The 18,991-nt window shown below is 70.5% G+C and carries 19 protein-coding genes and 2 pseudogenes; 8 read left to right on the forward strand and 13 right to left on the reverse strand.

Annotated features, from left to right (window positions below; genetic code table 11):
* Positions 1 to 4: 4 nt before the first annotated feature.
* The 4 genes from OG534_RS32360 to OG534_RS32375 all read right to left on the reverse strand — a co-directional run bounded on the left by OG534_RS32360 (position 5) and on the right by OG534_RS32375 (position 4,408).
* Positions 5 to 679: a hydrolase gene (locus tag OG534_RS32360; RefSeq protein ID WP_326592778.1), complete on the reverse strand. Its 675-nt coding sequence runs from the start codon at positions 677 to 679 to the stop codon at positions 5 to 7.
* Positions 680 to 758: 79 nt separating this feature from the next.
* On the reverse strand, positions 759 to 2,660 hold the full coding sequence (locus tag OG534_RS32365) for an amidohydrolase (RefSeq protein ID WP_326593975.1): 1,902 nt from the start codon (positions 2,658 to 2,660) through the stop codon (positions 759 to 761).
* 55 nt (positions 2,661 to 2,715) lie between these two features.
* The gene (locus tag OG534_RS32370) at positions 2,716 to 3,444 is read right to left on the reverse strand and encodes an acetate uptake transporter family protein (protein ID WP_326592780.1); all 729 of its coding nucleotides are present in this window, start codon (positions 3,442 to 3,444) and stop codon (positions 2,716 to 2,718) included.
* Positions 3,437 to 4,408 carry an alpha/beta hydrolase gene (locus OG534_RS32375; RefSeq protein WP_326592782.1) on the reverse strand — a complete coding sequence of 324 codons (972 nt, stop codon included), beginning with the start codon at positions 4,406 to 4,408 and terminating at the stop codon, positions 3,437 to 3,439. Before OG534_RS32375 ends, OG534_RS32370 begins: the two co-directional genes overlap by 8 nt.
* 260 nt (positions 4,409 to 4,668) lie before the next feature.
* Here OG534_RS32375 and OG534_RS32380 point away from each other — a divergent pair, with 260 nt between their 5' ends.
* Positions 4,669 to 5,658 carry a helix-turn-helix domain-containing protein gene (locus OG534_RS32380; RefSeq protein WP_326592784.1) on the forward strand — a complete coding sequence of 330 codons (990 nt, stop codon included), beginning with the start codon at positions 4,669 to 4,671 and terminating at the stop codon, positions 5,656 to 5,658.
* Between the two features lie 16 nt (positions 5,659 to 5,674).
* Here the strand turns inward: OG534_RS32380 and OG534_RS32385 are convergent, their stop codons facing one another.
* From OG534_RS32385 to OG534_RS38760, 3 genes and pseudogenes are all read right to left on the reverse strand, one after another.
* A complete protein-coding gene (locus OG534_RS32385) occupies positions 5,675 to 6,637 on the reverse strand; it encodes a helix-turn-helix domain-containing protein (protein ID WP_326592786.1) in 963 nt (320 codons plus the stop codon).
* Between the two features lie 92 nt (positions 6,638 to 6,729).
* Positions 6,730 to 6,936 carry a hypothetical protein gene (locus tag OG534_RS32390; RefSeq protein WP_326592788.1) on the reverse strand — a complete coding sequence of 69 codons (207 nt, stop codon included), beginning with the start codon at positions 6,934 to 6,936 and terminating at the stop codon, positions 6,730 to 6,732.
* A 61-nt stretch (positions 6,937 to 6,997) separates the two neighbouring features.
* A pseudogene (locus OG534_RS38760) lies at positions 6,998 to 7,333 on the reverse strand (ribosome-inactivating family protein); the annotation flags it as partial.
* 500 nt (positions 7,334 to 7,833) lie between these two features.
* Between OG534_RS38760 and OG534_RS32395 the strand changes: the two are divergent.
* The 5 genes from OG534_RS32395 (at position 7,834) to OG534_RS32415 (ending at position 12,167) form a co-directional block, all read left to right on the forward strand.
* Positions 7,834 to 8,076, forward strand: a complete 243-nt coding sequence (locus OG534_RS32395; RefSeq protein WP_326592790.1) for an anti-sigma factor family protein — start codon at positions 7,834 to 7,836, stop codon at positions 8,074 to 8,076.
* A 136-nt stretch (positions 8,077 to 8,212) separates the two neighbouring features.
* Complete coding sequence (locus tag OG534_RS32400) at positions 8,213 to 8,893, forward strand: RNA polymerase sigma factor (RefSeq protein ID WP_326592791.1); 681 nt, start codon at positions 8,213 to 8,215, stop codon at positions 8,891 to 8,893.
* Positions 8,880 to 9,110 carry an anti-sigma factor family protein gene (locus OG534_RS32405; RefSeq protein WP_326592793.1) on the forward strand — a complete coding sequence of 77 codons (231 nt, stop codon included), beginning with the start codon at positions 8,880 to 8,882 and terminating at the stop codon, positions 9,108 to 9,110. The genes OG534_RS32400 and OG534_RS32405 overlap by 14 nt, the downstream gene beginning before the upstream one ends.
* A 71-nt stretch (positions 9,111 to 9,181) precedes the next feature.
* Positions 9,182 to 10,816, forward strand: coding sequence for an NAD(P)/FAD-dependent oxidoreductase (locus OG534_RS32410; protein WP_326592795.1), 1,635 nt, complete (start codon positions 9,182 to 9,184; stop codon positions 10,814 to 10,816).
* Positions 10,809 to 12,167, forward strand: a complete 1,359-nt coding sequence (locus tag OG534_RS32415) for a hypothetical protein (RefSeq protein WP_326592798.1) — start codon at positions 10,809 to 10,811, stop codon at positions 12,165 to 12,167. Before OG534_RS32410 ends, OG534_RS32415 begins: the two co-directional genes overlap by 8 nt.
* Before the next feature lie 70 nt (positions 12,168 to 12,237).
* On the opposite strand, the gene OG534_RS32420 is transcribed toward OG534_RS32415, so the two are convergent.
* From OG534_RS32420 to OG534_RS32430, 3 genes are all read right to left on the reverse strand, one after another.
* Entirely contained in the window at positions 12,238 to 12,744 is a 507-nt protein-coding gene (locus tag OG534_RS32420; RefSeq protein WP_326592800.1) for a DM13 domain-containing protein, read from the reverse strand.
* A gap of 134 nt (positions 12,745 to 12,878) precedes the next feature.
* Entirely contained in the window at positions 12,879 to 13,262 is a 384-nt protein-coding gene (locus OG534_RS32425; RefSeq protein WP_326592802.1) for a hypothetical protein, read from the reverse strand.
* A gap of 56 nt (positions 13,263 to 13,318) precedes the next feature.
* Positions 13,319 to 14,227, reverse strand: coding sequence for a hypothetical protein (locus tag OG534_RS32430; protein ID WP_326594054.1), 909 nt, complete (start codon positions 14,225 to 14,227; stop codon positions 13,319 to 13,321).
* A gap of 1,010 nt (positions 14,228 to 15,237) precedes the next feature.
* Here OG534_RS32430 and OG534_RS32440 point away from each other — a divergent pair.
* Positions 15,238 to 16,125: a hypothetical protein gene (locus OG534_RS32440; RefSeq protein WP_326592803.1), complete on the forward strand. Its 888-nt coding sequence runs from the start codon at positions 15,238 to 15,240 to the stop codon at positions 16,123 to 16,125.
* An 81-nt stretch (positions 16,126 to 16,206) separates the two neighbouring features.
* Here OG534_RS32440 and efeU read toward each other — a convergent pair whose 3' ends face one another.
* Genes efeU through OG534_RS32455 form a run of 3 tightly spaced genes read right to left on the reverse strand, consistent with a single transcriptional unit; the run spans position 16,207 to position 18,493 of the window.
* On the reverse strand, positions 16,207 to 17,244 hold the full coding sequence (gene efeU, locus OG534_RS32445; RefSeq protein ID WP_326592804.1) for an iron uptake transporter permease EfeU: 1,038 nt from the start codon (positions 17,242 to 17,244) through the stop codon (positions 16,207 to 16,209).
* A 31-nt stretch (positions 17,245 to 17,275) separates the two neighbouring features.
* Entirely contained in the window at positions 17,276 to 17,866 is a 591-nt protein-coding gene (locus OG534_RS32450; RefSeq protein ID WP_326592805.1) for a hypothetical protein, read from the reverse strand.
* Positions 17,867 to 17,869: 3 nt separating this feature from the next.
* Complete coding sequence (locus tag OG534_RS32455) at positions 17,870 to 18,493, reverse strand: iron transporter (protein ID WP_326592807.1); 624 nt, start codon at positions 18,491 to 18,493, stop codon at positions 17,870 to 17,872.
* A 30-nt stretch (positions 18,494 to 18,523) separates the two neighbouring features.
* Here OG534_RS32455 and bfr point away from each other — a divergent pair.
* A pseudogene (gene bfr / locus OG534_RS32460) lies at positions 18,524 to 18,991 on the forward strand (bacterioferritin); the annotation flags it as partial.

Here is an 18,991-nt window from a genome sequence, read left to right on the forward strand (position 1 = left end):
CCGGTCAGCCGGCGGCGTGCGGGTCGATCATGGAGTGGGCGTAGACGACACCCAGGCCGTACGCGCCGCCGTGCTCCTTGACCACGTCGGTGGTGGCGACGTAGGTCTCGGTGCGTGCCCAGTCGCGCTGGAGTTCCAGGAGCACCTGCAGCCAGGTGACGGGCACGGCGCCGGCGGCGGTCATCCGCTGCATGGCGTGCTCGTGGGCTGCCGGGGTGACGCCGGCGGAGGCGTCGGCGACGACGTACACCTCGTACCCCTGGTTGAGGGCGGAGAGGGCGGGCAGGACGAGGCAGACCTCGGTCCACAGGCCGCAGAGCACTATCTTGTGGCGGCCGGTGGCCTTGACCGCCTCGACCAGGGCCTCGTCCTCCCACGCGTTCATGGAGGTCCGGTCGACGATGTCGTGCTTGGGGAAGACCTCGCGCAGCTGCGGCAGGATCGGTCCGGAGAAGGATTCGGCGGCCACGGTGGACAGCACGACGGGGACGTCGAAGACCCGGGCGGCCTTGGCCAGGCCCACGGTGGCGTTGATGACGGCGACGCGGTCGGTGCTGGCGGCGCCGAAGAACATCTGCGGCTGGTGGTCGACGAACAGCATCATCGCGTTGTCGGGGGTGAGCAGATCGCGGCTGGGCGCGGCGGTGACGGTGTCGAGGTCGAAGTTGAAGTCGGACATGAGGAGTTCCTCTCAAGGTGAACGGTGTGGGAAGGGGACGGGGAAGGGACCGGGTGTGTGGGCGGGGTAGGCGGGCGGGTCAGAGGACGAAGCACGGATCGAAGAGGGCGGGCGGCGACTCCTCGGGGACGAAGCCGCGCGCGACCCTCCATTGCCGGTGCTGCTCGGAGGCGGTGACCGCCTCAGCCAGCAGATCGGCCTGGCGGGCGCCGGCCACCGAGGGCGGCGGCGAGGCCTGGTAGCCGCCGAAGTGCGCGACGGGACTCCACGCCGGGCTGACCGGCGGGACGGCCTCGTCGAGGTCCTCGTACTCACCGGCGGCGTACACGATCCGGCCGCCGACCACGGTCAGCAGGGACTCGATGTGCGGGATGTCATCGGCCGCCACGGCGAAGTAGTCGTGCGACAGGACGGCGAAATCCGCGAACCGCCCTTCGCAGAGGGTGCCCTTGTCTTCGTCCTCCCCGGTGAGCCGCGCCCCGCCGAGGGTGTACAGCTCCAGGGCCTGCTCGCGGGAGAGCAGTTGGTCGGCCGGCCGCAGGGCCGCGCCGCCGACGGTCCGGCCGGTGACCAGCCAGTACAGGGCCACCCACGGGTTGTACGAGGAGACGCGCGTGGCGTCGGTGCCCGCTGCGACGGGCAGACCGTGTCGCAGCATGTCGGTGACGGGTGGGGCGAGCGCGGCGGCCTCGGCCCCGTAGCGCTGTGCGAACGCCGTGCCCTGGAACGACATCCGGTTCTGCACGCTGATCCCGCCGCCCAGTGCCGCGATCCGCTCCAGGTTCCGGGAGGATACGGTCTCGGCGTGGTCGAACAACCAGCTGTTGCCGTCGGGGAACAGTCCGTCAGCAGCCAGTTTCTCGAAGACGGCGAGGTCTCGGCCGATGGTCTCGTCGTACGTCGCGTGCAGCCGGAAGCCCCAGCCGTTCTCCATCAGCAGCCGGACCACCTTCTCGAACTCGGCTTCGTAGGAGCCGAGTTCCGGGCGCGGCTCGGAGAAGTTCTCGAAGTCGGCGGCAGCCCAGGTGAGGTTCTCGCCGGCGCCGTTCAGCCGCAGCCATGAGTCGCCGTCGCCCGGCCGGACGGTCGCGGTCCAGCGTTCGAGGTCGGCCAGCTCCTGGCCGGCGGTCTGCGGGAACAGGTGGTAGCCGATGCGTACGCTGAGCTCGCCCGCGCGGGCCAGTTCGGTGACGGTGGCGTAGTTCTCGGGGAAGCTCTGGAATCCGCCGGCCGCGTCCACGGCCGAGGTCAGGCCGAACCGGTTCAGCTCGCGCAGGAAGTGCCGGGTGGAGACCATCTTGTCGGCTGCGTCGAGCGCGGGGGCCCTCGCGAGGGTGGAGTAGAGGATCAGCGCGCTCGGGGCGGCCAGCAGCAGGCCGTTGGGGTCGCCGTTCCGGTCCCGGACGATCTGCCCGCCCCTCGGGTCCGGGGTGTCGCGGGTGAATCCGGCGGCGCGCACGGCGGCCCGGTTGAGGATCGCCGACTGGTACAGGTGCAGGACGAACACCGGGGTGTCGGGTGCGGCGGCGGTGAGTTCGGCCGCGGTGGGCATCCGGCGTTCGGCGAACTGCTCGGCGGTCCAGCCGCCGACCACCCGGATCCACTGGCCCTTGGGGGTGCGGCCGGCCTGCTCGCGCAGCATGGCCAGGGCTTGCCGAAGGGAGGGGACGCCGTCCCAGCGCAGTTCCAGTACGTAGTTCAGGCCGCCCCGGATGACGTGCAGGTGGGAGTCGTTGAGCCCTGGGACCACCCGCCGGCCGAGGGCGTCCACCACCTGGGTGGCCGGTCCCACCAGGCGGGCGACGTCAGCGTCGTCGCCCAGGGCCGTGATCCGGCCATCACGCACGGCGATCGCCGTCGCGGCCGGCCGGGAGGGGTCCTGTGTATGGATGCGTGCATTGCGCAGGACGAGGTCGGCGGCCTGGCCGTCCCCCGGACGCTCGGCCGGTCCGGACACGGCGGTGATGCCGCCGACGGGCATGCTGCTGCTCACGGTGCTCGCTTTCGAAAGGGGAAGTGGCAGAAGGGCCAGGGGGTCAGAGCGTGCGGCGTACGCCGGCCTGCCGCTCGAGATTGCGCAACTGGACCGTCAGATCGCCCTCGACGGCGTGATGCGCGGGACCACTGCGGCCGATGGGGAGAACCGGCTCGCCGCGCATGTCCTCCAGCATCAGGGCGAAGGCCGTGTACAGGGCGACGGCCGCCAGCACGAGCCCGAGGACCCCGGAGACGGTGCCCAGCCAGTCCACGCCGGTGAGGTTGGCGAGCGCTGCCACGGCGAAGCGGGGGACCGCCGCGCACAGCACCAGCCACAGGGCCCGCTTGGGGGTCGCGACGGATGCCATCAGCACGGCGAAGAGGGCGAAGACGGCGTTGAGGACGCCCAGCACCCGGGTCCCGCCCGGCGCGTCCACGAACAGGGTCAGGGAGTTCACCAGCCACAAGCCGGAGAAGCAGGCCATGAGGGTCGCCGCCAGCACGTCACGGGCCCCGAACGCGAAGTAGCTCACCAGCAGTTGCAGGACGAAGGCCGGCAGGATGGCCAGGCCGACGGCGCGGTGCGAGCCTTCCCCGAAGAGCCCGATCTGGAAGCAGCCGACGATCACCGAGGCGATGGCCACGGAATAGAAGCCCAGCGGCATGGGCGAGGCGATGGGCCGCAGGTTGATGCGCGTCATCCGGCGCAGGTCGGGCTCCATGTGCCGGCCCCCGCCCGTCGAGCCGAGCCCGGGGGGCACCTCCGGCGCCGGTTCCGGGTCAGTCATCGGCCAGCGCTCGCTCCAGGACGCGGACGGCGTGTTCGATCGCGGACGCCGCCGCGTTTGTCCCACGCAGCGCGTCGAGCATGACGAAGTCGTGGATGATGCCTTGGTAGCGCACCGCCGTGACGGGCACGCCCGCGGCTCGCAGCTTGTTCGCGTACGCCTCGCCCTCGTCCCGCAGGACGTCCGCCTCCGCGGTGATCACCAGGGCCGGCGGCAGACCGGTCAGCTGCTCGGTGGTGGCGCGCAGCGGGGAGGCGGTGATCTCCGCCCGCTGGGCCTCGTCCGTCGTGTACTGGTCCCAGAACCACCGCATCCCGTCGCGGCGCAGGAAGTACCCTTCCGCGAACTGGTGGTAGGAGCCGGTGTCGAAGGCGGCGTCGGTGACGGGGTAGAAGAGGGCCTGCTGGCGCAGGGCGAGTCCGCCGCGTTCCTTGGCCATCAGGGTCAGCGCCGCGGCCATGTTGCCGCCGACCGAGTCGCCGGCCACGGCGATGCGGGCGGGGTCCAGGCCGTGGCCGGAGCCGTCGGTGACCACCCAGCGGGCCACCGTCCAGTTCTGCTCGATGGCGACGGGGTAGCGGTGTTCGGGCGACAGTCCGTACTCGGGGAAGACGACGGCGGCCCGGGCGCCGACGGCCAGTTCCCGGACGAGGCGGTCGTGGGTGTGCGCGTTGCCGAACACCCATCCCGCGCCGTGGATGTAGAGCACGACGGGCAGGGCGCCGCTCACCCCGGCAGGTCGGACGATCCGGGCCCTGACCTCGCCGGTGGGGCCGCCCGTGACGGTCACCCACTCCTCGTCCACGTCGGGCTTGGCGATCTCGCCGCCCCACTGCACCGCGTCGACGGCTTTGCGGCCCTCGGCCGGGGGGATCTGGAACAGGAACGGCGGTGTCCCGGTCGCTTCCGCGAAGTCGGCGGCGGCCGGCTCCAGTACCGGCGTGACAGGGGTGTGGTCGGTCATGGATCGGACCTCTCGTCGCATCAAGGGGGGTACGCAGGGGGAGTACGCCCCACGCCGTGTCGAGCTGGGGCGCAGTCCGAAGCTAGACGGCTGGGAGAGTGCACGGTCGCCTGTCCGCGCAAGGGAGTTGACCCTCGGTGCAGGGCTCCGGCAGAGGGCACTGGAGCACAGGGGTGGGCACGCAGAGGCAAGTGGGCCGGCAGCCTCCCCGGGAGGATGAGCACCACCGGATTCCGACAACCGTGATGGAGGGGTAGTCCGTGCTGCTGCTGGAGCTGGAGGACTTCGCACCGCGCGAGAGGGTGGACGCGTTCCACCACGCGATGACGGACACCTCCGTGCCGAACGACATCGTTCACGAGGAGCCCGAGACGGGGATGCGTGCCCGGATCGAAGGATGGCGGGTGGGCGGGCTGGACCTCTTCGACGTACGGTGCTCGGGGTTCGAGGTCCGGCGGACGGCCAGGCACGTGCGCGGGCACCGGGACCGTCCGGTGGTCTCGGTCTCCCTCCAGACCAGGGGCGTCCACCGAGCCGAACAGGCGGGCGGGAGGTTCACCCTGGGGCCGGACGACATCTGTGTCTTCCACGAGCTCGCGCCGCGCACCTACGGCTGGTCCGGACACGGGGCCTCGCAGGCCATCACCATGGACATGGAGTATCTCGGAGTGCCGGTCGACACCGTGGTACGGGCCTCCGTACGGCTGCGGGCCAGCCCGTTGCACGACCTGCTCCTGGGGCACCTGCGGGCACTCTGGCGGGATCCGGGCCTGCTGGAGGCCGACCCCGGAGCCCCCGCCCTCGCGAACGCCACCACCGAACTCGTGCGGGCCCTGCTGACATCGGCGGCGCACGACGAGCAGGACCGGCACGTCAGAGCGGCCATGGACAGCTCGCTGGTGGCCCGGATCACGGCCTACGCACGCCGCCACCTCACCGATCCCGACCTCGGCCCGGAGCGCATCGCCGTGGAGCACGCCATATCCAGGAGGCAGCTCTACGTGGTCCTGGGTCGTGCGGGAATCAGCCTGGAACAGTGGCTCATAGGCGAGCGTTTGGAGGCGGCGTGCCGCCTGCTGGCTTCGCCCCGCCACGCGGCCCTGCCCGTATCCGCCGTGGCCACCCGTTGCGGCTTCACCAGCCCCAGTCACTTCACTCGGCGGTTCCGCTCGGCCTACGGGGTCACCCCGAGCGAGTGGCGGCGCCACCGGCTCCGACCCGCGGTCCCGGTCGCCCACCACGACACCTGAGCGGGCGGGGCCCGCATCACGGTGCGGTGTGCAGGGCCCGCCAATCGCTCGGGGTGAGGCCGTACGCGTGCTTGAAGGTGCGGCTGAAGTGGGCGGCGTTCGGAAAGCCCCAGCGCCAGGCGATGGCGGCGATCGGCCGGTGCCGTGCGGCGGGTGCCGCGAGTTCGTCACGACAGCGTTCCAGGCGCTGTGTCCGGATCCAGTCGCCCAGGCAGATGCCCTTGCGCGACAGGGTGTTGTACAGGCAGCGGCGCGAGATGTGGTGATGGGCCGCGATGCGTGCCGCGGTCAGGTCGTGGTCGCCCAGGTGGGCGCGGGCGTAGTCCAGAATCCGCAGGTGCAGGGTGTCGTGCAGGGGTTCGGAGGCGCTGCGGTGGTCACCGAGTCGGGCCGTGATGAGGGCACGCAGCAGTTCGATGCCCGGCCGGCCCGCCCCGTCCATGCTGTACTCGGTGGAGGGAGCGGGACGGGCCTGGTGGCGGGCGATACGCCGCAGACAGGTGGCGGTGAGGTCGGCCAGCGGGTCGCTGCGGCTGAAGCGGACCGCGGTGACACGGTCCAGCAGCCCGGCGGGTAGCGCGAGTTCAGCGCGCGGGATGCGAAAGAAGTGCTGGTGGATGCCGTCCTTGTTGAACAGCGTGTAGGGGCGCGTGGTGTCGTACAGTGCCAGATCGCCGGGCCGCAGCACGGCCTCTCTCCCGTCCTGGACGACCATGCTGCTCCCGGTGACCTGCAACCCGACGAACAGGCTCGGCTCCATGTCGTCGCGGGCGAGCGAGGGCGTACGCCGGATGGTGGTGGCGTTGGCACGGACAGAGCAGACCTGCAGCGGCCCGATCCCGCTGATCGCCCCCACCGTGCGGATCAGCCGTGGGTTCGGCTGATGCGTGATCTCCACCCGCACCACGCTGCTCCAGATGGCCTCGCGGATCGCCTCGGCCCGCTCGGCGGGCGCTATGACCGCACTGTCGATCATCATCAGTCGGATTCCTCTCCACCCTGGCGCCGCTCAGCGGACTGGCCCGGGACGAAGTCAAGCGGGTGACGGTGCCAGTGACAAGGCGCGGCTGTTCAGCCTCCGCTGTTGGCGATGGACAGGTAGCGGCGGACGTTGTCGATCCCGTAGGAGTCGGCGACCCCGGGGAGGTAGGGCGCCGTGTCGGGAAGTTGCGGATTCAGCAGGCGCCGCCAGTAGTTGGAGAGGGAGCCCCAGGCGTTCTCCAGCGCGACCTGCCAGCCCGGCAGGGGACGGTGGATGTCGTAGTAGCCGACCGACATCTGCTCCCGGCTGCGCTGGGCGGCGCCGCCCAGCGTTTCCGCCGACTCGGCCGGTGTCGTTGAACTCGTACGTACGGCCGTCGTGGGTGGTGAAGCCGAGGACGTACATGTTGGCGGGGTTCATCCAGAGGTGGATGCGGCGTTCCTGGTTGTGGTCGTTGCGGGTGGTCAGGGTGACCCAGACCAGTCCGACGCCCTGGTCCTGCGTCAGCATCACGCTCTCCGGTCCGGCGTGCCCGGCCGCGTCGCGGACGCTCTGCAGGAAGTAGGAATAGCTGTCCCGCAGCCCGATGCCCGGCGGCGACCAAAGATTGACGTAGACGCGCCGGGCCTGGAAGGGAGCGGTGTCCGCCTGGGCGGCGCCGACCGGTCCGAGCAGGGTCACCAGCAGGGCCATCAGGCCGGTCAGAGCACCGGCGAGGAGGCTCCGGGCTCTCCCGAGGACCTTTGACTTCGACAACACTTCTTCTCCCTTGGGTACGTCGCGATGAGCGGCCGCGTTCACCGGACGCCAATGCGTCTCACTCACACGGCAGTTCGACGCTAGGGGCAGGAGAGCAAGCGGCGTTGTCTGTGGGCGCGGGATACCTGTCTGTGCGCGCACGGCCTGCGGACCGACTCGTTCGCCCAGGTCAGCAGGGGTCGATGGGGTGCCTCCCACTGAAGGTCGTCAGCGTGCTCCGCACCCGCTTGACCTCTGCTTCGTCACCCGCGCCGACCCATCAGGCCGTCCGGGTGAGGCCAGGTCGACGGGCTCGCGTGCGAGTGGTTCCCCCGTTGGCGCCAGCTCAGCCTCCGGCGGGAAGTCGTCGTCGCGCTCGAGCAGGACCGTCCTCACGTCCTCCCATCCTTGGGTACTCTGGTCGACCGTCCGTTGCGCGAGATCAGGCAGGTGTCATGAACTGCGATGAGTTCGTCGAGCTGGTGACCAGCTTTCTCGATGGCGCCATGGACGAGCCGACCGAGCTCGACTGCCTCGCGCACCTGGCGAGGTGCGAGGGCTGTGAGGCCAGTCTTGACCAGTTCAGGCAGACCATCGCGATCCTGGGCGAGCTGCCGCGTGAGTTGCCCGGTGCGAGCCTGTCCGTTGGAGCGCGCGACCAACTGCGTGGTGCCTTCCGTGCCGCGCGGCGAGGCTGACGAACCCACCGGGAGTCCGGTCGCCCCGGTGTGAAGGTTCTTACCGTGAGGTGAACGAAGGCGTGGGCGGCGTTCCGGTTCACCGAGCTGCCCTAAGCTGACCCTCCCAGTTGACGGTCGGTAAGGGGAGAAGCGAATGGGGGGCGTGCGCGAACTGCCGCCGGACGAGGTCCTGGTCCAGCGGCTGCGTGACGGCGACGAGGAGGCGTTCGCCCTGGTGCTGGACACCTGGTCGGGTGGCATGGTCCGGCTGGCCATGTCGTTCGTGTCGACCAAGGCGTCCGCGGAGGAAGCCGTCCAGGACACATGGCTGGCGGTCATCAGGGGGATCGGAGACTTCGAAGGCCGTTCGTCCCTGAAGACATGGGTGTACCGGATCCTGGTCAACACGGCCAAGGCGCGCGGTACGAAGGAGAGCAAGACCGTACCCTTCGCCAGCCTGTTGCCGGAGGAGGAAGGGCCGACGGTGGACGCCTCACGGTTCCGCGGCCCCGGCGAGCAGTACCCCGGGCACTGGATCGTCGGGCAGGAACCGCGTCACCAGCATGTTCCCGAGGACCACGTGCTGAGGGGCGAAGTGCGCGAGTTGATCGCGCAGGCGCTCGACGAACTCCCGCCCCGACTGCGCACGGTTGTCACGCTGCGCGATGTCGAGGGATACGGCTCGGAGGAGGTCTGTTCCCTGCTGGAGATCACGCCGGGAAACCAGCGTGTGCTCCTCCATCGGGCCCGGGCCATGCTGCGCCGTAAGCTGGAGGACTACTTGTCCGGTGCACATGACGTCGCGGTGGGAGGGAACGACCGTGGACTGCGTTGACTTCGTAGAGCTGGTGACCGAGTTCCTGGAGGGCGCCCTGCCCGAGGGCGACGAGCGGCGCTTCGTCGACCACCTGGCGCAGTGCGACGGGTGCGAGAGCTACCTCGATCAGTTCCGGCAGACGATCGCCACAACAGGCGAACTGACCCCGGACGGCGTCTCTCCGGACGCCAGAGCGCAGCTGCTCACCGCGTTCAGGGACTGGCAGCGGCAGTGATCCCCCCTCCTCGGCGCCCTTCGCGCCCGAGGGGCGTGTAACGCTCGCGCGGCGTGTCTGCTCTGACATGCATGACTCTGTTCAGAAGACTCTTGTTCGGCATCATCGCCGGACTGCCCGGTGGCGCGATCGTCGCGGGCGTGACGAATCCGCCGTGGATCCCGTGGGCCGCGCACGTCGTGGTACTCGGAGCCGTACTGGGTCTCCTCTTCGGCGACCACAGGCAGAGCAGCGGCTCGGCGTTCTCCGTCGGGCTGCTCGTCGGCCTGCTCGACTGGGTGGCCTGGACACTCACGCTCGCTCCCGCGCTGGCGGGAGAGACTCCGTCATGGACGATCTCGGTGGCGGTGTCGCGCTTCCCCGAGCTCGTCGGCGCCGCTCTGTTCGGCACGGTTGCCGGTCTCGCCCTTCACGCCCTTTCAGCCTGGCGCCCGCCCCGGCCGGCACCGCAGCGGGCCAAACCCCACGTGGTGATCGTCGGTGGCGGTTTCGGCGGGGTGGGCGCCGCGCGTGAACTGGACCGGCGGGTCGCTCGCGGGCTCGACGCCCATGTGACGCTGATAGGCGACTCGAACTCCCTGCTGTTCACCCCGCTGCTCGTCGGCGTCGCCTCGAGCACGGTGGAGGCCAGGCACGTGAGCGCCCCGGCGCGTGCCGGGCTCGACCACGCGTCCTTCCTGCACGGGCGTGTGGTCTCGATCGACACGACAACACGGAACGCGTACGTCTCCGCGGGCAGGGACGGGATGCTCCGTGTCCCGTACGACCACCTGGTCCTGGCGGTCGGCGCGGTGCCGCACTTCTTCGACCTGCCGGGAGTGGGCGAGCACGCCTTCCCGCTGAAGTCCGTCGAGGACGCCACCCGGTTGCGCGATCAGGTGCTCGGCGCGCTGGAGCGGGCCGACCTGGAGCCCGACCCGGCCGAACAGGCCAGGCTGTTGACGTTCGTGGTGGCAGGCGGCGGATTCGCCGGGACGGAACTGGTCGCGGAGCTCTTCGACCTGGTGCACGACGTGCTCCACCTCTATCCGCGACTGCACGGGGCGCGGCCCAGGTTCGTGATCGTGCACGCGGGGGAGCGGCTGCTGCCAGAGCTCTCGCCGCGGCTCGGCCTGTACGCGCAGCGCAAACTCGGCAGCCGCGGCATCGAGTTCCGGCTCGGTGCGCGCGTGGCCGGGGCCACCGCCGAGGACATCACGCTCGACTCCGGCGAGACCATGCCCACGCGCACCCTGGCCTGGACGGCCGGCAACCGGCCGAACCCGCTGGTGCAGCAGGTCATGCAGCGGCCGCTCACCGTGGAACCCACGATGCAGGTCCCCGGCGTACCGGGCCTGTGGGCGCTGGGCGACTGCGCGAGGATCCCCGACCCGGCGGGCGGGGTCTACCCTCCGACAGCGCAGCACGCGATTCGCGAAGGCAGGGCGGCGGCGCGGAACATTGCCGCGGTCCTCGGCGGACGCGGGCCCGTCCCGTTCCGCTTCGGCGGCCTCGGCGTGCTGGTGTCGCTCGGGCACCGCACGGCGGCCGGCGAGATCTTCGGGCGGCAGGTCTCCGGCTTCCTCGCCTGGGTCCTGTGGCGTTCGATCTATCTGAGCAAGCTGCCCAGTGCGGAGAAACGGCTGCGCGTGCTCGCCGACTGGACCCTCGACCTGGTCTTCCCCAGGGACGTCGCTCTCTCCACCAAGGACGACCGCCATGCGTAACGCCGGATTCCGTAGCGCCGGGGCGGGAGCCCTCGCAGGCCTCGTGGGAGGGCTGGTCTTCGGCGGGGTGATGGCGCTGATCGGCTACCTGCCCACCGTCGCGGCGCTCGTCAGAACCGACGTGCCCGTCGTGGGCTTCGCCGTCCACCTGCTGATCGCGGCGGTCATCGGGAGCGTCTTCGGCGCGCTCGTGGCCGGCCAGCGCGAGCTGCTGTTCTGGGGACTCGCGTACGGCGTGCTGTGGTGGTTCCTCGGGCCGCTGACGCTGCTGCCGGTCCTGCTGGGCAAACCGGTGGCCTGGGACGTGGCGACGGCGCAGGCGCTGATCCCCAGTCTGCTCGGCCACCTGGCCTACGGAGCGGTCACGGCCGCCGCCCTCGCCCTGCTGCGGGGCGGGGAGCGGCAGTTCAGGCCGGGGCTGGTGGTGCGCGCGTCGACCGCCGGATTGCTCGTCGCCCCGGTGCTCGGGCTCGGCTGGAACGGGCTGATCGTCGGCGCGCTGGTCGGCGTCTCCTGCGCGGTGGTCTTCGGCGACCGCGACGAGGGCCCGGGCCCGGCCCTCGTCCGCGGCGCCGCCTTCGGGTTCGCGTGGTGGGTGCTCGCGGCGGTCACGATCGCGCCGCTGCTCGACGCCCGCGGGCTCGACTGGGCGCCGGCCGCGGTGCGCGCCGCCGTGGCGTCGCTGCCCGGCTACCTGCTGCTCGGTTCCGGTACGGCCCTGCTCACCTGCTGGCTCGGCGGCCTGTCGCGGGCGGTGTTCTCCGACGACGTACGACACGCCTTCGAGGGACGCCTCGCCGGTGGACGGGTGATCTCGATCTGGCACGGCGTCATCGCCGGGCTGGCAGGCGGCGTGATCTTCACCGGTGTCATGGTTGCCGTGGGATTCCTGCCGGTCGTCGCCGCCCTCGTCGGCTCGGAGTCCGCGGTCGTGGGCCTCGTCATCCACCTGCTGATCTCCCAGGCCGTCGGCGTCACCTACGCGGTCTTCTTCCGCCGCCGCAGCTTCGACCCGGCCTCGGGGATCGGCTGGGGCGTGTCCTACGGGTTCCTCTGGTGGGTCCTGGGCAACCTGACGCTGCTTCCCGTGCTGCTCGGCGCCGAGCCCCGGTGGAGCGGCGCCGGACTGGCCCTGGCCTTTCCCTCCCTGGTCGGCCACCTCGCCTACGGCGCCGTGCTCGGCCTGCTGTACCAGCGGCTGGAGGAGCGGGTCGGCCCGTGGTACCTGACGCGCAGTGAGGCTGCCGCGGCCCGGGCGGCGGCACGTCGCGAGCAGACGCTGAGCGCGGCCCCCGCGCTCTGGAGCCTGATCGCCTGCGTGGCTCTGCTCATCCCCATCCTGGTGTCGTAGGAGGCCGGAAAAGCGGTGGAGCGGGTGGCATCGCCACCCGCTCCACCGCTTTGCGCTCGCCCCGGGGCCGTCAGGCGCGCTGCTTCAGCTCGGCCGCGCCGAACGACACGCTGAAGCGTTCACACCAGATCGTCACCGTGGAGAACGCGTTCAGGTCGGTCCCTGCCGGGATCGCGTAGTTCTGATTGCCCTCGTTGCCCTTGAGGCTGCCCAGGTCGACGTGCTTGCCGTCGTCGAGGTTGCCGCCGCCCTCCCGCTTGACCGGCTGGTCGCTGAGCCACACGTGCAGGGCCGGGCCGTCGGAGGCGCGCAGGTTCGTCAGGCGCAGCGTCGCCTTGCCGTCCGCGCTCCGCAGGATTTCCACCGAGCCGCTGGTCTCGTGCTCGTGGGAGATGAAGCTGCCCGTCGCCAACGGCTTGGCCGCGGCTGCCGCCTGTCCGGTGGCCACGGGAGCCGCCTCGTCCACGCGTTCCGTCGTGAACAGCCGCCAGGGCTGGAAGAGATAGAGACCGACGGCCGCCACGACGACGACCGCGGCCGTGGCGATCCACAGGGCCGGGCGCTTGGTTCGGGACATGAGGATTTTTCCGTTTCTGTTCGGTGTTCGTGCCGGGACCGGCGGCCCGCCCCAGCTCGGCTGTGCGTCGGCACACGGGGCCGACACAAAGGGCCGGCCTGGGACCGCAGCCCCGGGCCGGCCCTCAACGTTGGTTACTGCCAACCCCAGTTGACGGCTCCGTAGGTTCCCCTGGTGGTGATGTCGATGCCGCGCTTGTCGTCGTAGCCGAACCCGGCGAAGACGTAGCTGCGAGGCCCCTTCCAGATTCCCTGGACCGCGTGCAGCTTCAGCGGCTCGTTGGACGTCCCCCGACCGATCCTGACGGTCTGACACTTGCCGGCGAGCACGCGGAACGCGTAGCCGCCCTGGTTCGGGAACTCCACCACGGTGTCGTAACCGCTGCCGTAGTTGCACAGGCGGAAGGTGTTCGGGGTGACCGCATGGGCGGAGGCGGCGGGGATGAGGGCGGCGGTCGCCGCGATCGCGGTGGCGGCCGCGACGCGGGCGGACCACCGCTTGAGAGTGCCCTTCTGCATGGATTCCCTCTTCCTTCTTCGGCTACCGGATCGACGAGGACACGGGGGGCGAGCGGTCAGCACTGGTGCTCGGCGGGGCGCGGGTGCTCGTCCTCGGTGGAGCGGGCGGCCTTCTCGCGCCGCAGTTCGTCGGTCTCGTCGCGGACGGCGTCGAGCCGGACCTCGAGCAGTGCGACGCGCTCGCGGTAGCGCTCCAGCTCGGCCCGGACGAACTCGGCGTCCGCGACCTGACGGCCCGTCTCCTCGTGGATCGCGGCGCTCTCCTCGGCGAACTTCTCCGTCGCGGCGTCGAGCGCGGCGACGGCCATGTCGCCCGCCTCCTCGGCGAGCGCGGCGCGCTCCTCGGCGGCCAGGATCCGCTGCGCGGCGGCGCGGGTGACGGTCTCGATCCGGGCCTCGGCCGCCGCGGAGTCCGTGATGATCGCCAGCTCCTCGATGTAGGCGGGCAGATCGGTGGCAAGCTGGTTGATGAGCGCGACGAGGCCGTCGCGGGAGTGGGCGGCGCGGTCGCCGTCGTCCGTTGCCATGGCCCCCATGTCACAGGGCTCGGCCTCCGCCGACGCCTGCTCGGACGCGACGACGGCGGAGGTCTGCCCGAGCTCCTGGGGCACCACCTCGGCACCGGGGACCTGTCCGGAGGGCTGGGCCACCGTTTCCGGGGCGGGCGCGTGCGCCGACGCACCGTGCGCCGTACCGGCGGTGGGCCAGGTCTGGCCGGGGGCCGGCGCCCCGGCGCCGTTCGCCCCGTCCTTGGCCGCCTTCTTGGTCTCGGCTGCCGCCCGCTTGTCCTCCTTGCGCTGCTGCCGCTTGGCACGGAACTTCCTGAACGCGCCGAGCGCGTTGTGCTCCGGGTGCTCGCAATAGCGGGGCGCCGGTCCCTGCGCGTCGGGTGCCTGCGGCTCGGGCGGGTTGGTGCAGCCGGGGTAGGCGCAGACGTGGACGGTCTCGACGGCTTCGGCGGTCATTGATTTCGGCCTTTCGTTGCTGGCTTGGTGATGTTCTGGCTCATGGAGGCCGAACCCGCACCCGGTTCGGGAAACGAGGGGTCCCGGCCCGGCCTCCCCGATCCAGCCCGCGTCCGTCCCGGGCGCGATGGTGCATCCCGGGCGCTGCAGGCTGTACGAGATGCTCATGACGAGTAGTTCGGCGCCGTCACGCGTGGGTGGCACGACGGCAGCGCGTCGAACCTCCGGCCGTGCCCGGTCAGGCCCTGTGTGTGGCGGCCGCGCTCCGGGCTGGTCGTCAGCGTGCAGTTGAGGAACTGTGCACGCGCGTCGTCATGGCTCATACCGCTCAGTGCCGTAGCCGCGCAGAACGTTACAACTGACCTTCGAACCGTTCATGTTCGGTGGCTGCATCTCGGGCAGCGGGCGCCAAAGGGTATTGCGGAGGGGCGGGTGCGGGCAGGCCGGTGTGCTGACGGACCTGCTCCTTGCCCTGCGGTGCGGGGATCAGCCCGGTGTCCGGGTGGGCGCCATCCGCGATCACCGGGATGCCCGCGGCTCGCTGGAGCGGCGAGCTCTCAAGGCCACGCGCCCGGTGCCGATACCGCCGTTGTTCGTGAGCGCGCTGAGGGAACAGATCGACCGGCTGCACTCCGGCGTGGACGCGGCCGAATGCGCCCGCCGCGCCGGCCAGAGCATCGAGGAGTCGATGCAGGAGAGGAGACGTCGGAGCGCGACGCCAGCACTACGGACTGATCCAGCATCTGGCTCGTGCATGGCCCGGAACAGCTGGTCAGGGGTGGGCCGAAGACTGGTCCGCCAATGGTCCGGATCTTGGGTGAAGGGTGCGGGGTCCGTACTGCCGTCGGAAGACCGGGTATCCCGAGGCGCCGGGTGAGGAGTGCGCCCGGCTCGTATGTGATCCGCTCGGAGGTGGCCGGGTGCGCCGGCAAGGCCGAGACCTGCCGCATCCCCGCGTGAGGCGCTTTCGTTGGTCGGGTGTCCGTCGATCAACGCCACCCCGGAGAACCGTGTCCGCTGAAGCCGACCCTCGCCCGCCCCCCGACCTGCTGGCCGGTCGGGTGAGGGACCCCTACCCGTACTTCGCCTGGCTGCGCCGCCACGCACCCGCCCACGTCGAACGGCGCCCCGCCCGGCCGGCGGTGTGGCACGTCTCCCGGTACGAGGACGTACGGGCCTTGCTCACCGATCCCCGCCTGAGCAAGGACCCCGGACGGGTTCCCGGGTACGTGCCGGGGCCGGCCGGTCTCAACCGGCACCTGGTCCACGCCGATCCCCCGGACCACACCCGTCTGCGGACCCTGGTCAATTCGGCGTTCGTACCCCGTCGGATCGCACTGCTCGAATCCTTCATCTCCCAGGTGGCCAACCGGCTGCTGGACCGGGTCGAGCAACAGGTGCACATCGACCTGATCGCGGACTTCGCGGCGCCGCTGACGTTCCGGATGATCTGCGCGATCCTCGGTGTCCCCGCACACCTGGACACGCCGGCGACCAGGGACACCCTCATGGCCACCATCGCCCCCGACACGTCGCCTGACCCGGTCCGCTCCGAAAGGGCCCTGTACGCGCTGCTGGACGCCCTGATCACCGAGAAGCGTTCCGGCGGTGAGAGCGGGGGAGCCGACCTGCTGGGCGCCCTCGTACGGGCCGGTGACGAGAGCGGGGCCATGAGCGAGGAGGAACTGCGCTCCACCGCCTACCTCCTGCTGCTCGTCGGCCACGACACCACAGGGGGAGCTGTATGCCATTGCCACCCCATGTTGGACCAACGACCGACACTGGGTGTGCTGGGCGTCAGCTTCGACGGAGCTCCCATGCATCGGATGCCTCGACTTGTTCCCGATCAACACGTGGAGTGCGTCGCGATCCTCGAACCGATCGCGAAGAGCTCCTGACCTGCAAGTTTGCCAGTGCGCGTTATGTGCGTTGTGGGCGTTACGGGGGATATCTTGACGCTGATCTGACGCCCGTGACGCTCATTTGACGCTCGCCGGACGCATTCCCCGACGGGGCGTCAGTGCTGGAAAGCCGCCTCCCGGACAGGCCGTGTGCCCGGTCGGGGAGGCGGCTTCCTGCGTGCAGTAGACGGCCGGATGCCAGCCTTGTCGGCGCGATCCCCGAACCTCCCGGCGATCACGTTCTGTAGCGAATCTAGGTCGCCGCTGGAGGTGCCGGCATTGGACGGACCCTCTGCCGGTCGCTGGTGCGGCTGCCGTGGGGGCCGGTCGGCGCAGGAAGAGGTAGAGGACCGGGATGAGGCAGAGCGCCCAGAATGCGGCCTGGAGGATGCTGGGGTTGGGCTGGAAGTTGAAGATGCCCTTGAGGAGGGTGCCGTACCAGCTGTCGGGCGGGATGGTGGCGCTGATGTCGAAGAGACGGTTGTCCAGGCCGGGGAGGATGTCGGCTTCCTGGAGGTCGTGGATGCCGTACGCGAGGACGCCTGCCGCGACGATGACGAGCAGGGCGCCGGTCCAGGTGAAGAACTTCGCGAGGTTGATGCGCAGGGCGCCGCGGTAGAACAGCCAGCCGAGGGCGATGGCGGTGAGCAGGCCGAGGACGGCTCCGGTCAGTGGGCGGGCGCCGTTGCCGGATGCCTGGACGGCGGACCAGACGGACAGGGCGGTTTCCAGGCCCTCGCGGCCGACTGCGAGGAAGGCGGTGGCGATGAGCGCGCCGGTGCCGATGGCGAGGGCCTGGTCGAGCTTGCCGTGGAGTTCGGCCTTCAGGTGGCGGGCGGTGCGGCGCATCCAGAAGACCATCCAGGTGACCAGGGACACGGCGAGGATGGACAGGCCGCCGCCGAGCATCTCCTGGGCCTCGAAGGTCAGCTGGGTGGAGCCGAACTGCAGGAGGGCCCCGACGCCGAGGCTGAGGGCGACCGCGATCCCGACCCCGGTCCAGATCGGCGGCAGCTTGTGCCGGTTGCCGGTCTTGGCCAGGTAGGCGATGAGGATGCAGACGACGAGGCTGGCCTCGAGGCCCTCGCGCAGGCCGATGAGGTAGTTGGCGAACACGTGCTCTTCGGGGGTGGGGCAGGGCTGCTGGTCAGGACTGGCTGTTGAGGAAGCCGATGAGGGTGGCGCCCCACCAGCCGGTCTGGCTGACGGCGGCGGCCAGGCCCGACTGCACCATCAGGTGGCGAGGCATCGGTACGTCGTCCCCGTACCGTTCCAGGCGCTGGCCGATCCGGTGCGCGTACAGCCCGTTGACGGTCACGGCGAGTACCAGGCCGACTTTGACCAGGGTCAAGGGCGAGTCGAGGTTCGGGCGCAGGAACAGGCCGGTGACGACGAGGCCGGCCATTCCGAGCCAGATGGGTATCTGGAGGGCGCAGGCGGTGCCGGTGATGTCGGACAGGCGGCGCTTGCCCAACAGCCACAGGATGCCGAACCAGTCGACGGCGAGGACGGCGCCGAGGCCGACGATCAGGGCGGCGACGTGGAAGAAGCGGGCCGCCGTCCGGAGGGTGGTGTCGGCGTGGACGTGGCCGGACATCCAGCAGGCGCCGGCGATGACGGCGGAGCTGAGGATGCCGAGGGAGACGAGGACCCACAGGGGTGTGGGCCGCTCCGGCCCGCAGCCGGCGGGCAGCGGGGCCGGGGCGGTGACCAGGGGTCTATCCGTGGTGAGGGCCACCGGTCAGCTCTCGGGCTTCAGTTCCACGTTGGTGAAGGTGGCGGTGACCGGCTCGCTCAGCGCGGGCGTCTCACCGCTGGCACCGTGCCGCAGGAAGGCCGGCGGCTGGAGGGTGGCGCGCAGGGTGTACTTCCCGGCCGTGGGGATGGAGAAGTTGTTGGCGTAGTGGAAGAACTCGGCGTGGTAGAAGTTCAGGTCCTGGGCCTGGACCACCTGGCCCTGGGCGTCGACTACCTCGAGGCGGATCGGGACGTCCGGGACGATGCGGCCGGTGGCGGCCTCCATCGGGATGATCTCGATGTGGTGGGTCTCGTCCTTGGCCGGCTCGCGGTTCACCAGCTTGCCGTGTCCGGCGTGACCGCCCTGTCCGTCCTGCTCCGCCTGGAACCACGGCTCGGCCGCCTCGACGATGTATCCGACGCGGTACTCCCCGACCTTGGTCTCGCCGCCGTTGGCGGCGATCTCGGCCTCCAGCACGGTGTGCTGGTGTGCGCCCCCGGCCGGGGCGGTCTCCTTCGCCTGCGGCTTGGCTTCGCCGGCCTTGTCGGCGTCGGCGGTGCCGCAGGCCGTCAGGGCGAGGGCGAGCGGGACGGCGAGGAGGAGCGAGCGCAGAGTGGCTCTTGGCATGGCTGAAATCCTTAGAACGGAACTTAGGTACCCGAGGTCCTTGAGTTCCTCAACGAGCAGTTGACCGCGGAACTGACCGCGATCAACCAGTACTTCCTCCACTCCAAGATGCAGGAGAGCTTCGGCTGGACGAAGCTCGCGGCGTACACGCGGCACGAGTCGTTCGACGAGATGAACCACGCGGAATCCCTGACCGATCGCATCCTCTACCTCGATGGCCTGCCCAACTATCAGCGGCTCTTCCACGTGCGGGTGGGGCAGACGGTCACGGAGATGTTCCAGGTGGACCGTGAGGTCGAGGTCGAGGCGATCGACCGGCTCAAGCGCGGCATCGAGATCATGCGCGCCAAGGGTGACGTCACCTCGGCGAACCTCTTCGAAAGGATCCTCGCCGACGAGGAACACCACATCGACTACCTCGACGCACAGCTGGAGCTCGTCGAAAAGCTGGGTGAGCCCCTCTACATCGCGCAGCTGATCAGCCAGCCCGAGAGCTGA

Source organism: Streptomyces sp. NBC_01294, assembly GCF_035917235.1.
GTDB classification, from domain to species: domain Bacteria; phylum Actinomycetota; class Actinomycetes; order Streptomycetales; family Streptomycetaceae; genus Streptomyces; species Streptomyces caledonius.